This window comes from Aeromonas piscicola (assembly GCF_000820005.1).
GTDB lineage: Bacteria > Pseudomonadota > Gammaproteobacteria > Enterobacterales > Aeromonadaceae > Aeromonas > Aeromonas piscicola.
The window spans coordinates 1-13,141 of record NZ_CDBL01000007.1 but is presented as its reverse complement, the minus strand read 5'-3'; the positions used below and the strand labels follow the sequence as shown (position 1 = coordinate 13,141).

The following is a 13,141-nucleotide window of genomic DNA, read 5'->3' as shown; positions in this document are numbered from 1 at the left end:
CGACGTTCAGGCTGGGCGGGCTCAGCCTTTCTTGATTTCCCGCAGATAGCGGTAGATGGAGTGCACCGAGATATCGAGCTGGCGGGCGGCTATCTGGGCACTGTCTTTGAGCTCGAAGATCCCCAGATCATGCAGCTGGTTGACGATGACCCGGGTCTTCTGGGACGGCGGCACGGCATCGTTGCCACGCACCTCGGCACTGACTGTGTCTATGGTGCTGTTGAGGGCCTCGTCTATGTTGCGGGCGAACACTTCCGGCGTGCCGCTCGCTTCATGGTGCTGCATGCACTCGGGCATCATGGTGCGCAGCACGGATTGCAGCGGAGCATCCATGTCGGTGTTGATGCAGAGCAGCCCTATGGCCTGTCCCTCGCCATTGCGAATGACGGTGGTGAGGGAGCGCAACGTCTTGCCGGTGGCGCACTTGGTCATGTAGGGGCTGGAGATATCCTGCCCGCTCTTGAGCTTCATCATCGCCAGGTTGGTGATGGGGGCCCCGACACTGCGGCCCGTGATATGGCCGTTGGCAATCTTGATGATGGCCGGATTGCGCACATCCAGACTGTGCAGCAGCACCTCTGTGTGCTGGCCATACATGGCGGCGATGCCGTCCACTATGATCTCCATCGCCTTGAGGATCTCGAAGTCAGTCGGGGTCAACTCTTGCAGTTTCATGGGGGCCTTCATGGTAGTGCTGCTGCCCGTCACCGGCAGCAGCCAGGTCGCGTGATCAAGCAGACATGATGTCGATAATGGTGGTGTCTGTGGCAGACATGCCGTCTTTTACCATCTGCCCGATATTTTTGATAGTTTGCTCGACATCGTGCGAGACGATCCCCTGCCCCGACACCGAATGGCTGTTGATGGCCATCAGGAAGCCGCGCACGGCCGCGCCGGAGGAGGTGCTCACCTTCATGGCGCAGGAGGCTTTCGCCCCGTCACATACCATGCCGGCGCTATCGCTCAGCACGTTCTGGATGGCGTGACAAGATTGCGCCAGGCTGCCGCCCGCCAGATAGACCATGGCCATGGCGGCCGCCGCGCTGGTGACCGTGTTGCCACAGAACGCCGACAAGGGCGGATAGTGAGACTTGATGTAGATGGCCCCCAGGTGGCTCATGATGAGGGCCCGCGCCAGCTGCTCCTCGCTGGCGCCGTAACGCTCGGCGATCACCACCACGGGGATGGTGGCGGCTATGCCCTGGTTGCCGCTGCCAAAGTTGCTCATGGCCGGCAGGCTGGCGCCCCCCATGCGGGCGTCGGAGGCGGCGGCGGTGCGCATCACTATGCGATTCATCACGTCCTCACCGATGAAGCCGGCGCTGATGCTCTTTTGCATGGTGCGACCTATCTCCAGGCCATAGGGGTGATTCATCCCTTCGTCGGAGAGCTTGCCGTTGAGCTCGGAGGCCTGGAGGATGAAGCGGATCTGCTCAAATTCCACCTGGGTAGCGAACTCATGGATGGCGGCGATGCTGATGTCGACGCCGTCACAGATGGCGCCTGTGGCCCCGAGCTGGCTCTGATCGGCGGCGAAGGTCACCTCGCCGTCGCGGCGCTGCTCGACGATGCGGGTATGGCCGCCGCACAGGGTCACGTCGGCGCTGTGCTCCTCCCCCTTCTCATCAGCGCCGAACACACTCACGCGGCAGTAGATAAACTCGGGCGCCTCGGTGCGGCTGACCTGGACGCCACCGGCATCGATCAGGGTCTGGGCACGGGCAACCTGCGCCGGGGTGATGGCGGCCAGCACCTCCAGTCCGGCATCGGCCTTGCCGCCGATGGCGCCGGCTGCCGCGGCGATGGCCAGCCCTATCTTGCCGGTGCCGGGCACATAGACCCCCATGGAGTTCTTGTAGAGATTATCCGATACCAACACGTCGATACGCCGGACTTCACAGCCCAGCTGCCGAGCGGCGACGGCGGCGGCATAAGCGGCGGCGATGGGCTCGGTACAGCCCAGCGCCGGTTTGACAACCTGTTGAATAATCTGCAGATACTGCTGCCATGCTTGCTTCATTGCGGGGACCTTTTTATCAGCATTAACGGGCGATGTGGGCGATCGCTTCGATTTCAACCTTGACGCCCATCGGCAGATCCTTCACTGCAAAGCAGCTGCGAGCCGGGCAATCTTTCTGGAAATAATCTTTGTAGACGGCATTGAACTGGGCAAAATCGCTGATCTCCGCCAGATAACAGGTGGTCTTGAGCACGGTATCCAGGCTGCCACCGGCCGCTTCCAGCACGGATCTCAGGTTTTCCAGCGATTGGCGGGTCTGGGCTGCGATCCCCCCCTCCACCACGCCGCCCTGCTGCTTGCACACCGGCAACTGGCCAGAGGTAAAGATGAGGTCGCCATAGGCGGTGCCATGGCTGTAGGGACCGATGGCATCGGGTGCTGCGGCTGATGTGATGATGGTTTTCATATGGCCTCCACTTTTATTCAAATAATATTGCATTTTTGCAATTTGTTTCATGCAACATTATTTGCTTTTAAAGCCATTCGTTCAACTATTTTATACATTTAAAACCAGATTAGCGCGATAACGCCGCATTAACACAAACTGTGAGCGCCATTCCGATTTGAGCCGATGAGAGAAACCTGCCATTGTTTAGGGTTTTTTATTCAACTATATTTGCGCCAACAATCACTCACATAACAACAAGGTCAACCATGGACGCTCACAGCACGACACTCACCCGGCCCGCCATGGGCACGCTGGAATGGAAAGAAGCAGTTCGTTTTGACAGCACCGACTGGGGCTGGATCATCATGAGCATCGGCATGGCCATAGGCGCGGGGATCGTCTTTTTGCCGGTGCAGGTGGGGCTGATGGGCTTGTGGGTCTTCCTGCTGTCGGCGGTGATCGGCTACCCGGCCATGTACATGTTCCAGCGCCTCTTCATCAATACCCTGGCCACCTCGCCCGAATGCAAGGATTACCCCAGCGTCATCACCGGCTACCTTGGCAAGAACTGGGGCATGCTGCTCGGCGCTCTCTACTTCGTGATGCTGGTGATCTGGGTGTTCGTCTACTCCACCGCCATCACCAATGACAGCGCCTCCTTCCTGCAAAGCTTCGGGGTAACCCAGCAACTGCTCTCCGAGAACCCCTTCTACGGCCTGGTGCTGATCTGCGGCCTGGTGGCGCTGGCGTCGCGCGGCGAGAACCTGCTGTTCAAGATCTCCACCTTCATGGTGCTGACCAAAATCAGCGTGGTGGCCGTGCTCGGCCTCATGATGGTCGACAAGTGGGACGCGGCCAACATCACCGCCATGCCGGCGGCCGGCGACTGGATGAAAGACGCCATCATCATGCTGCCCTTCACCCTCACCTCCATCCTCTTCATCCAGAGCCTGAGCCCCATGGTGATCTCCTACCGCTCGCGAGAGAAGTCGCTGGAAGTGGCCCGCTTCAAGGCGATGCGCGCCATGAACATCGCCTTCGGCATCCTGTTCGTGGTGGTCTTCTTCTACGCCGTCTCCTTCACCCTGGCCATGGGCCACGAGCAGGCGGTCAAGGCCTCCGAAGAGAACATCTCGGCGCTGGCCATGGTGGCACAAGGCATGCCGGGCCAGACCCTCAAGCTCTTGAGCCTGACCCTCAACATCTTCGCCGTGATGACCGCCTACTTCGGCGTCTACCTGGGCTTTCGTGAAGCCTGCCAGGGGCTGGCGATGAACCTGCTGCGCCGGATGATGCCGGAAGATCGCATCAACAAGGGGCTGGTGGGTCGCGGCATCATGCTGTTCACCGTGCTGCTCTCCTGGGGGGCCATCGTGCTCAACGCCCCCGTGCTGAGTTTCACCTCCATCTGCAGTCCCATCTTCGGCATGGTGGGTTGCCTGATCCCGGCCTATCTGGTCTATCAGGTGCCGGCGCTGCACAAGTACAAGGGCGCCTCCCTCTACATCATCATCGTCACCGGCCTGCTGCTCTGCGTCTCGCCCTTCCTGGCGTTCAACTGACCCGCTGCCAACCGGGCCGCGTGGCCTTCTGTTCAACCAATAACGGGCCACCCTCTGGGTGGCCCGTTTGTCTGACTCATACAGCCCCACCCTGCCCCGAAAAAGCCAAGGGGATCACAACTTGCACCCCAGTCTCACCGGACCTCGCCGGCTAGGGGTAATATCCTGCCATCGCGGTGCACACCCGCCACTTCGGGTATCGAGGCTTCACATGAAATGGATTTTCACCCCGGCCATCCGGCTGGGCAATCAGCTCTCCTTCAAATACAAATTCCTGCTCTGGTCCTGCCTGATGCTGTTGCCGCTGGCCTACAGCATGACCAACCTGCTGGGGCGATTGCAGGATGACAACAATCTGGCCCGCAAGGAGCTGGCGGGCGTGGTCAAGCTGGCCCCGGTCCCTGCCATCGAGCAGGCGCTGCTGACCCATCGCAATCTGGTCACCCGCCACGCCTATGAGCAGGCCCCGGCCACCGAGGAGGAGGTCAAGGCGGCGGCCCGGGCGGTGGAGGCGAGCCTTGCCGCCTTCGTCGACACCAAACAGAGCAACCCCGCCTTCGACGCCCTGGCGCAAGGCTGGTCAAGCCTGCAGCACGAGGCGCTCACCCTGGAGGTAGAGCAGAGCAACCTGCGCCACGACAAGCTGCTGACCGAGGTGCGCCACCTCTACAAGAGCACCACGGCCGCCAGCAGCCTGATCCAGGATCCGGCGCTCGGCACCTACTACATGGTGATCCTGGCCAGCGAGCGGCTGCCCCAATTGCGCGATCTGCTGGCTCAGGTGCGGGACAGGGCCGCCACCATAGCCGACTTTGGCCTGTTTCAGGCCGAAGGCTACAGCGGCCTGCGCTTTCGCCTCGATCTCATCAGCGCCACTCTGCAGGAGCTGGAGGCCGACCTGACCCTGCTCTACCAGATAGCTCCCGTCTACCGCACCGAGCTGGGCCAGCAGACCGACGCCCTGTTGCAGCAGGTGCGCCAGGGAGTCAATACCCTGGAAAACAAGATGATGAAGGATCAGCTGGTACAGCTCTCGACCAAAGAGGTGCTGGCGCTAGGGGATGGCATGGACACCGCCATCACGGCACTGGCTGGCCAGGTGCGCAAGCGGCTGGAGGCGGATCTGCATCAGCGGCTGGCCGCCAACCAGCGCCACTTCTGGTGGGTGACGGCGCCGCTGACCGCCATACTGCTGCTCTATCTCTATCTGATGATCGGCGCCTACCTCTCCCTGCGCGGCACCGTGGGCCGGGTGCGGGAGATAGCTGCCCGGGTCAATGCCCAGGATCTCAGCCAGCAGATCGAGATCGTCGGCCAGGATGAGTTGGCTGACATCAGTCGCGATTACAACGTGACGCTGGCGACGCTGCGCACCCTGATGCTGCGGGTGCGGGACAATGGCGTCACCGTGGTGGAGAGCGCCACCGACATAGAGGCGCGTACCTGCCGCTCCCAGGAGGTGATTTCCGATCAGCAAGGGGAGACCCACCAGGTCGCCACCGCCATCAAGGAGCTGGCCGCCACCTCCCACGACATGGCGGGCAACGCCCTGCAGGCCGCCCGCATGACCCAGGAGGCGCAAACCGTGGTCGGCCAGGGCGAGGCCGTGGTCGAGCGCACCATAGCGGCCATCGACCACATCAACCGCGAGGTGCTGCGTACCGCCGACGCCATCGGCCAGCTGGAACAAAGGTGCAGCCAGATCGGTGGCGTCATCAGCGTGATCCGCGGCATCGCCGAGCAGACCAACCTGCTGGCCCTCAACGCCGCCATCGAGGCAGCGCGCGCCGGCGAGCAGGGACGCGGCTTTGCGGTGGTGGCCGACGAGGTGCGCTCCCTTGCCAACCGCACCCAGGGGGCGACCGTCGAGATCCAGCAGATGATAGAGCAGCTGCAGTCCGGCGCCCGCGCCTCGGTCAGCGCCATGTCATCGGCCAGCCATGAGGCGCAGGAAGGGGTCGGTCTGGCCCGGGAGGCGAAACAGGCCTTTGGCGCCATCACCGAGAAGGTGGATCGCATGGTCGATACCAACTCCGTCATCGCCAGCGCCATCGAGCAGCAGGGGGCAGTGGTCAACGAGATAGAGCGCAACGTGGTGCGCATCTCGGATGGCAGCGACGAGGCGCTGCAGGTGGCCAACGCCGCCCGCGATGCCGCCCGCCAGATCCACCGGCTCACCGAGCAGATGCGCACCATGGTGCAGAGCTTCGCGCTCTGACGCCGGTTAATGGCTCGTTCGATGCCCCTGCCGCCAGCCTCCTGATGAGGCTGGTTTTTTTGCGGTGCTGCCCATGCAGCGCCATGACATTGTCTGGTAAAAAGGGCGTATGTGCCCGTTGTGTCCCCCAGTGGGACCGGATAAGCTCGAACGACAAAAAAGACTCGAACGTTACTTTTTCGTGCCTTGATGAGATGGCCATAAGAACCGTTCGGCAAGCAGAAGGTCGCATCATTTATCACCCGTTCAGGCAAGGATTTACCAATGGCCAGATACCAGTTTTTTACCGTCCCGGCATCCAACCGGCAGCAGTACACCTTTGTCGACATGGCCTCCCCCACCTTTCTGATTGAGAGAGAGGCGCTGCTGGCGCAGGGATTCGAGGTGGAAGAGGATTTTATCGATGCGCACAGCCGGGAAGAGGCGGTGGAGAAGTACAGATCCAACTTCCTCTACGTGGCCGATGAGGTTGGCAAGTCAGACAGCAGCTACGCCGCGGCGAGCGCCCTGATGGAGATGGGCAAGAAACTGTTTGGCCGCAAGACGAACGGCTGACGGGAAAGAAACAGAAGGTGGCCATCGCGGCGCATTGCCCGATGGCCATCAGACAGCCCGGCTCAGAAGCGGGCCAGTTGCTGGAGCATGGCGATCAGCTCCTCCTCGCTGCTGGGCTCATAGGCCAGCTCCAGTCTCGGTGCCGCGCCCCCCATCAGCATGTAAACTTGCGTGCTGCAGTGGTCATAGTGATACCACTTACCGTCGATACAGACGTCGGTATAGCATCTCGGGTCCCTTTCAAGTTCCATATTCACATCCTTTTGTTACATACCACCAACATCACTCCTGACCGTAAAATAACCCGCCTGCGGCAGGCTTGATGCAGATCAAGAGAAGAGGCGGACTAAGGCCGATATCTGCCGGATCCGGGCCTCAAGCCACGCCCTGAAAACATCCACTACTCAAATGACGATGGCAGCCCCGCCTCTGCGCGCGCCGCACGAGGATGGCAAGGCCATCAACAAAAACGGCGCCCGAAGGCGCCGTTTTTTCATTCCCGTCTTTTTGTTTCCACCGACGGGGCGAACAAGCCAGAGGCTTATTCGTCTTCCAGATAGGCGTAGCCTTGCAGACCCAGCTCCAGCTCGTCGAGCAGGGCCTTGCGGGTTGCGTCGTCCAGCGCCGGGTGGGAGACGATGCGCTGATAGTTCTCGCGAATGACGGAGGGGTCTATGTTGACGTAACGCAGCAGCTGATCGACGGTATCGCCGCGCACCACGTTGCGAATGTCCATCTTGCCTTCGTCATCGAGCCACACTTCCGCGCAGTGGGTGTCACCGAACAGGTTGTGCAGATCCCCCAGGATCTCCTGATAGGCACCGACCAGGAAGAAGCCGACGTGGCACACTTCGTTCTCGGCGTACTCCGGCATCGGCAGCGTGCTCTCGACACCCAGACCGTCGACGTAGTGCTCCACCTGACCGTCCGAGTCGCAGGTGATGTCCATCAGGATGCCGCGACGGCTGAGCGGACGATCGAGCCCGGTCAGCGGCATCACGGGGAACACCTGGCCGATACCCCAGGCATCCGGCAGGGACTGGAACAGGGAGAAGTTGGCAAAGCACTTGTCGGCCAGTTTCTCGGAGAGCTCGTCAGCCAGCGCACGGTGGTTGCGGTTGACCGGGTTGAGCAGCTCCTTGAGCGCCAGACAGGTGTTCTGGTGCAGCATCTCGGCCCAGGCGCGTTGCTCCAGGTTGAGCAGACCCATGGTGTACTGGGTGTTCACGTCGCCCAGATCCGCCACCGAGTCGTGGAAGATCTCCAGCAGGGAGGGATCTTCGCTGCGCAGATCCAGCCAGCCTTTCCACATGTTCTGCAAAATGGTGGGGGCATCTTCGTCCGGCGCGCTGATGTCGCTCATCTCCACCCCTTCGGCACCAATCAGATTGGTGACCAGCACGGCGTGGTGAGCGGTCAGGGCACGGCCAGACTCGCTGATGATGGTCGGGTGCGGCAGATTAAACTCGCGGCACACATCGCCGATGCCCCACACCACGTTGTTGGCGTACTCGGAGAGGCTGTAGTTGGCGGAACAGTGGCTCTGAGAACGGGTGCCCTCATAATCCACACCCAAACCGCCGCCGACGTCGACCACGTCGATGGGCACACCCAGACGACGCAACTCGGAATAGAAGCGGCCGCACTCGCGAATACCGCCCTGAATGTCACGGATGTTGGCGATCTGGGAGCCCAGATGGAAGTGCAGAAGTTGCAGGCAATCCAGCTTGCCGACGCTGCGCAGACGCTCGACCAGCGCCAGGATCTGGGAGGCTGAGAGGCCGAATTTGGACATGGATCCGCCGCTCGATTCCCACATGCCGGAACCGGTGGAGGCAAGCTTGGCACGCACCCCTATGTTGGGCTTGATGTTGAGGCGAGCTGACTCGTCCAGCACCATTTCCAGCTCGGAGGGTTTTTCCACCACGATATAGACCTTGTGGCCCATCAGGTTGCCCAACAGGGCGTGGCGGATATATTCGCGGTCTTTGTAACCGTTGCAGACGATCACCGAGCCTTGCTCATGGTGATGGGACAGCACGGCCAGCAGTTCCGGTTTGGAACCAGCTTCCAGGCCAAGCCGGGGCTTGTCGCTGTAGGACTGGCTGATGGTCTCGATGACACGACGCTGCTGGTTTACCTTGATCGGGTAAACGCACAGGTAGTCCCCTTCATAGCCTGACTTCTCGATGGCCTGACCAAAGGCGTTGAACAGCGCATCGACCCGACTCTTGAGGATCTCGGGGAAGCGCAGCAACACGGGGGTGGTCAGCCCGGACTGACGCAACTGTTCGATGGCATCAGAGATGACGATGTGTGCGTCAGGGCGTGACTTGTCGGGGGCGACGGTCACATGACCGGCGTCATTGATATTGAAAAAACCCGCACCCCAGTAGGGAACGTTGTAGACCTTCAAGGAGTCCTTGCTGGACCAGTTAGTCATGGGCTATGCCTCGCAAATGAGCGGCCGGTGGCCGCCTTCGTTACCCTCAATCACATCCAGACCATCTAGTGCAAAGCATGGCGAGCCAAAACTGCCTGCTGGAGTCTGGAAAGTCATCTGTCTGAGCCTGCGGCGCAGGGCCGCTTGACCTCGACCGTGACTCTCTGTCACATCCAGACCATCTCTTTGCACATCGCGGCAAGCCTGTGGCTGCCTGGTGGATTTTGGGAAGTAACGAGTCTTGATGTGGGGCTGGTGGCTTTACATCAAGCTCAACGGTATGCGGTGCTGTGCAAACAGCGCCGCGGTACTTTGATGACAGACGACATCAGCCACGCCGTCAGTTCATCATTCGGCCGCATCACGATGACAGGGGAGGTTTCAAAGAAGAAAGCGAAGGCGCCAGCACGCAAGCGTGTTGATAGACGACCACGACCACAGCCCAACCCAACACCAGTGACCGCCCATGACAAGGGAAGATGATGAGCCATTGGCTCACTCGGTCAGATGGATAATGAGTGTCCGTTGTTCTCCCTGATACCGGAGCCTAACCGGTATTAAAGAAACCATACCCCAGCAGTGTCTGTCGTTTCTGCGTGCCTCGCCCTATAGGCGTATGATCTTTCAGGTTTCTGGCGGCCTCTGCCTGCTTCAGGGTTACCCTTGGATCGGCGCGGAGTTTACACACTTACCGCCAGCGGTGACAATAAAAAATAGTGTTCAAAAACTGCTTTTAATAAGGCGATCAAATCTTGCTGCCGACGAGGCTGGCTCTGGGATGCAGAGGCTCGTCCGCAGGCCATTTTTTCCCCTGAAAATAGCGCGGGATTGGCCCCCTCGGGCAGAACCCTTGTGGCACAACGCCGCACACCTGATAGGGCATCATAACAACACGCTTAAAAATGCCTATTCTGCGTTATTTTATTCTGCGTAGAATATCAGTAGCCACCGCATGCTCTACCTTACACCCTTAACGCCACATCTTCGCCAAAAAATGTGACAAAAACTGCGCTGACGCAATAAGCGCCCCGGCAAGATTGGCCACAATGGCCCTTCACCACAGGTTTGAGGCTTGCCAATGGATACCCTGCTTGAGCGTTTTCTGCGTTACGTGACTTTTCATACCCGCTCCGATGCGACCAATTCCGTCTGTCCCAGCAGCGAGGGGCAGCTGATCTTCGCCCGCGCCCTGCAAGGTGAGATGCAGCAGATGGGGCTGACCCAGGTCATCCTGGACGAGCACGGCTACCTCACCGCCTGCCTGCCGGGCAACCAGCCGGATGCCCCCGCCATCGGCCTTATCGCCCACATGGATACCGCCGACTACGAGGCCGAGCAGGTGGTGCCCCAGATCATCGAGAACTATCAGGGAGGGGACATCTGTCTGGGCAAGGGGGACGAGGTGCTGGCCATTCGCCAGTATCGCTGCCTGAAAAACTACCTGGGCCAGGATCTCATCACCACGGATGGCACCACGCTGCTGGGCGCCGACGACAAGGCGGGCATCGCCGAGATCCTCAGCGCCATCGCCCACCTGCAGGCCCACCCCGAGATCCCCCGTGGCGACGTCTGGGTAGGCCTCACCCAGGACGAGGAGATAGGCCGCGGCGCCGATCTGTTCCCCCTGGACAGATTCCCTGCCAAATGGGCTTATACCGTCGATGGCGGTGAACTGGGCGAGCTGGAGTATGAAAACTTCAACGCCGCCAGCGCCACCGTGCGGTTTGTCGGCAACAACGTGCACCCAGGCACCGCCAAGGGCAGCATGATCAACAGCCAGACCCTGGCCGCCCGCTTCCATGCCGCCATGCCCCCCGAGCAGACCCCGGAGGCGACTGACGGCTACGAGGGCTTCTTCCACCTGGCCCAGATGAGCGGCACAGTGGAGGAGAGCACCCTGCACTACATCATCCGCGACTTTGATGATGACGCCTTCGCCGCCCGCAAGGCCCAGCTCAAGGAGCGGGTCGCCTCTTTGCAACTGGATGCCCCCAAGGCACGCATCGAGCTCACCCTGACCGACAGCTATCGCAACATGCGCAGCCAGATAGAGCCGCACATGCACATAGTCGAGCTGGCCAGGGCCGCCATGCTGGCCGCCGACGTGGTGCCCAAGATCAAACCGATCCGCGGTGGCACGGATGGCGCCCGCCTCTCCTTCATGGGCCTGCCCTGCCCCAACCTCTTTACCGGTGGCCACAACTTCCACGGCAAGCACGAGTTCATCCCGCTGCAATCCATGGAGAAAGCGGTCGCCACCCTGGTGGAGCTGGTGCGGCTGACCTCTGCCTGGCGCGGTTAAGCGGGTAGCCATCTCGACCATGACCACAAAGGGGGGAGCCGGCTAGCTGGCTCCCCCCTTTGCTGGCATGCAATCATCCCGCTGACATCCTGGCATGCAATCATCCCGCTGACATCAAGGAAGGGAACAGAACACGGCCATTCCCTGCCCCTGCCATCAAACCGTCATACCGCTGCCACACGGCGGGAACAGAAACCGCACATGCTGGGGCAAAGGTTCACCGGAGCTTTGCCCATGTTCAGCGTCGATACCCTGCTGCTACGACACCTGCCCCACCTCTCGGACAAGACGCCGCTGCGCACCCTGCTCGGCAAGGGCCTGCGCTGGCTGCTGCACGAAGAGGCCTTCCAGCACTTTGCCGGCCGCTACCCCCATCTGCGCGGACTCGACTTTGTCGAACAGGCGCTGCAACAGCTCGATTTTGACTACCGGGTGAGCGAGACACAGCTGGAGCACATACCAACCTCGGGCCGGGTCATTATCGTCGCCAATCACCCCATAGGCTCGCTGGACGGGCTGGCCCTGCTGCGCCTGCTCGGTCGCATCCGGCCGGACGTCAAAATAGTGGCCAACCAGTTGCTGGCCCAGCTGACGCCGCTGCGTCCCTTGCTGCTGCCGGTGGACAACCTGGGGGGCAAGACGGAGAGGCGCGCCATACTGGCGATGAGTGAGCATCTGGCCAAGGAGGGAGCTCTGATTATCTTCCCCGCCGGCGAAGTGTCGCGCCTCGGCCCCAAGGGGGTGAAGGATGGCCCCTGGCAGGGAGGCTTCATCAAACTGGCACAGCGTACCCGCACCCCGCTGGTGCCCATTCACCTGGGCGGGCACAACGGTCTGGGCTTCTATCTCGCCGCCTGGCTCAACAACACCTGGGCGGGCCTCTTGCTGGTCAAGCAGCTGTTTCGCCAGCAGGGCGGGTGCATTGCGGTCACCATAGGGGCGCGCATTCCGCCGGCCAGCCTGGCCGGACTCCCCGCCAAGACGGCGGCGCAACTGGTGCGCAGTCATCTCTACCGGATCGGCAAGGGAAAACGGGGCAAACTCGCGACCGAGGCGCCCATCGCTCTGCCGGAGGAGCGCCGTCAGCTCAAACAGGCCATCGAGGCCTGCGAGGCCCTCGGCCAGACCCCGGACGGTCAGGGGATCTATCTCTACCGGCGCCATGAGTTGAGCCACTCGGTGATCCTGCGCGAGCTGGGACGGCTGCGGGAGATCGCCTTTCGCGCCGTGGGGGAAGGTTCTGGCAAGCGGCGGGATCTCGACGCCTTCGACGATGACTACCACCACCTGATCCTGTGGGATCCGGCACGGCTCGAGATCATAGGTGCCTACCGCTTCGCCCCCGTGGCCGAGCTGATAGCGAGCAAGGGACTGGCTGGCCTCTACAGCCATACCCTGTTCGGTTTCGAGGAGAAGCTGCTGCCCCAGCTGGAGCTAGCCATCGAGCTGGGTCGCAGCTTCATCCAGCCTGCCTACTGGGGCAAGCGGGGGCTGGATTACCTCTGGTTCGGCATAGGTGCCTACCTGGCCCGCTATCCCCACTACCGCTATCTGTTCGGCCCGGTGTCGCTGTCCGGCGGCCTGCCCCCGGCGGCCAAGGATCTGCTGGTGAGCTTCTATCGCCAGCACTTTGCCCCCGCACTGGCGCTGGCC

At 61.3% G+C, this 13,141-nt stretch carries 11 protein-coding genes; 6 read left to right on the top strand and 5 right to left on the bottom strand.

What is annotated here, in order from left to right; genetic code table 11:
- Positions 1-21 precede the first annotated feature (21 nt).
- The 3 genes from BN1128_RS01020 to BN1128_RS01010 are packed head-to-tail and all read right to left on the bottom strand — an operon-like array spanning position 22 to position 2,426.
- The gene (locus tag BN1128_RS01020; RefSeq protein WP_042865897.1) at positions 22-675 is read right to left on the bottom strand and encodes a helix-turn-helix transcriptional regulator; all 654 of its coding nucleotides are present in this window, start codon (positions 673-675) and stop codon (positions 22-24) included.
- 55 nt (positions 676-730) lie between these two features.
- Positions 731-2,020: an L-cysteine desulfidase family protein gene (locus tag BN1128_RS01015; protein ID WP_042865730.1), complete on the bottom strand. Its 1,290-nt coding sequence runs from the start codon at positions 2,018-2,020 to the stop codon at positions 731-733.
- A 22-nt stretch (positions 2,021-2,042) separates the two neighbouring features.
- Positions 2,043-2,426, bottom strand: coding sequence for a RidA family protein (locus BN1128_RS01010; RefSeq protein ID WP_042865729.1), 384 nt, complete (start codon positions 2,424-2,426; stop codon positions 2,043-2,045).
- Positions 2,427-2,674: 248 nt separating this feature from the next.
- Between BN1128_RS01010 and BN1128_RS01005 the strand changes: the two genes are divergently transcribed.
- The 3 genes from BN1128_RS01005 to BN1128_RS00995 all read left to right on the top strand — a co-directional run bounded on the left by BN1128_RS01005 (position 2,675) and on the right by BN1128_RS00995 (position 6,743).
- Positions 2,675-3,970, top strand: coding sequence for an SLC5/6 family protein (locus BN1128_RS01005; protein WP_042865728.1), 1,296 nt, complete (start codon positions 2,675-2,677; stop codon positions 3,968-3,970).
- A 211-nt stretch (positions 3,971-4,181) separates the two neighbouring features.
- A complete protein-coding gene (locus BN1128_RS01000) occupies positions 4,182-6,188 on the top strand; it encodes a methyl-accepting chemotaxis protein (RefSeq protein ID WP_042865727.1) in 2,007 nt (668 codons plus the stop codon).
- 264 nt (positions 6,189-6,452) lie between these two features.
- Positions 6,453-6,743 carry a hypothetical protein gene (locus BN1128_RS00995; protein ID WP_042865726.1) on the top strand — a complete coding sequence of 97 codons (291 nt, stop codon included), beginning with the start codon at positions 6,453-6,455 and terminating at the stop codon, positions 6,741-6,743.
- 62 nt (positions 6,744-6,805) lie between these two features.
- Here BN1128_RS00995 and BN1128_RS00990 read toward each other — a convergent pair whose 3' ends face one another.
- Both BN1128_RS00990 and speA read right to left on the bottom strand, forming a co-directional pair.
- On the bottom strand, positions 6,806-6,994 hold the full coding sequence (locus BN1128_RS00990; RefSeq protein ID WP_042865725.1) for a hypothetical protein: 189 nt from the start codon (positions 6,992-6,994) through the stop codon (positions 6,806-6,808).
- A 290-nt stretch (positions 6,995-7,284) separates the two neighbouring features.
- On the bottom strand, positions 7,285-9,186 hold the full coding sequence (speA, locus tag BN1128_RS00985) for a biosynthetic arginine decarboxylase (RefSeq protein WP_042865723.1): 1,902 nt from the start codon (positions 9,184-9,186) through the stop codon (positions 7,285-7,287).
- A gap of 144 nt (positions 9,187-9,330) precedes the next feature.
- Here speA and BN1128_RS24240 point away from each other — a divergent pair, with 144 nt between their 5' ends.
- The 3 genes from BN1128_RS24240 to olsF all read left to right on the top strand — a co-directional run.
- A complete protein-coding gene (locus tag BN1128_RS24240) occupies positions 9,331-9,669 on the top strand; it encodes a hypothetical protein (RefSeq protein WP_156140053.1) in 339 nt (112 codons plus the stop codon).
- A gap of 595 nt (positions 9,670-10,264) precedes the next feature.
- Positions 10,265-11,488: a peptidase T gene (pepT, locus tag BN1128_RS00980; RefSeq protein ID WP_042865722.1), complete on the top strand. Its 1,224-nt coding sequence runs from the start codon at positions 10,265-10,267 to the stop codon at positions 11,486-11,488.
- A 234-nt stretch (positions 11,489-11,722) separates the two neighbouring features.
- The coding region (olsF, locus tag BN1128_RS00975) for a bifunctional ornithine lipid synthase OlsF (protein WP_042865721.1) at positions 11,723-13,141 on the top strand (1,419 nt) is incomplete at its 3' end.

What these genes read in the sequence shown, in the direction of transcription:
- BN1128_RS01020 (WP_042865897.1), bottom strand. Translation starts at nt 675, where the DNA reads ATGAAACTGCAAGAGTTGACCCCGACTGACTTCGAGATCCTCAAGGCG.
- BN1128_RS01015 (WP_042865730.1), bottom strand. Translation starts at nt 2,020, where the DNA reads ATGAAGCAAGCATGGCAGCAGTATCTGCAGATTATTCAACAGGTTGTC.
- BN1128_RS01010 (WP_042865729.1), bottom strand. Translation starts at nt 2,426, where the DNA reads ATGAAAACCATCATCACATCAGCCGCAGCACCCGATGCCATCGGTCCC.
- BN1128_RS01005 (WP_042865728.1), top strand. Translation starts at nt 2,675, where the DNA reads ATGGACGCTCACAGCACGACACTCACCCGGCCCGCCATGGGCACGCTG.
- BN1128_RS01000 (WP_042865727.1), top strand. Translation starts at nt 4,182, where the DNA reads ATGAAATGGATTTTCACCCCGGCCATCCGGCTGGGCAATCAGCTCTCC.
- BN1128_RS00995 (WP_042865726.1), top strand. Translation starts at nt 6,453, where the DNA reads ATGGCCAGATACCAGTTTTTTACCGTCCCGGCATCCAACCGGCAGCAG.
- BN1128_RS00990 (WP_042865725.1), bottom strand. Translation starts at nt 6,994, where the DNA reads ATGGAACTTGAAAGGGACCCGAGATGCTATACCGACGTCTGTATCGAC.
- speA (WP_042865723.1), bottom strand. Translation starts at nt 9,186, where the DNA reads ATGACTAACTGGTCCAGCAAGGACTCCTTGAAGGTCTACAACGTTCCC.
- pepT (WP_042865722.1), top strand. Translation starts at nt 10,265, where the DNA reads ATGGATACCCTGCTTGAGCGTTTTCTGCGTTACGTGACTTTTCATACC.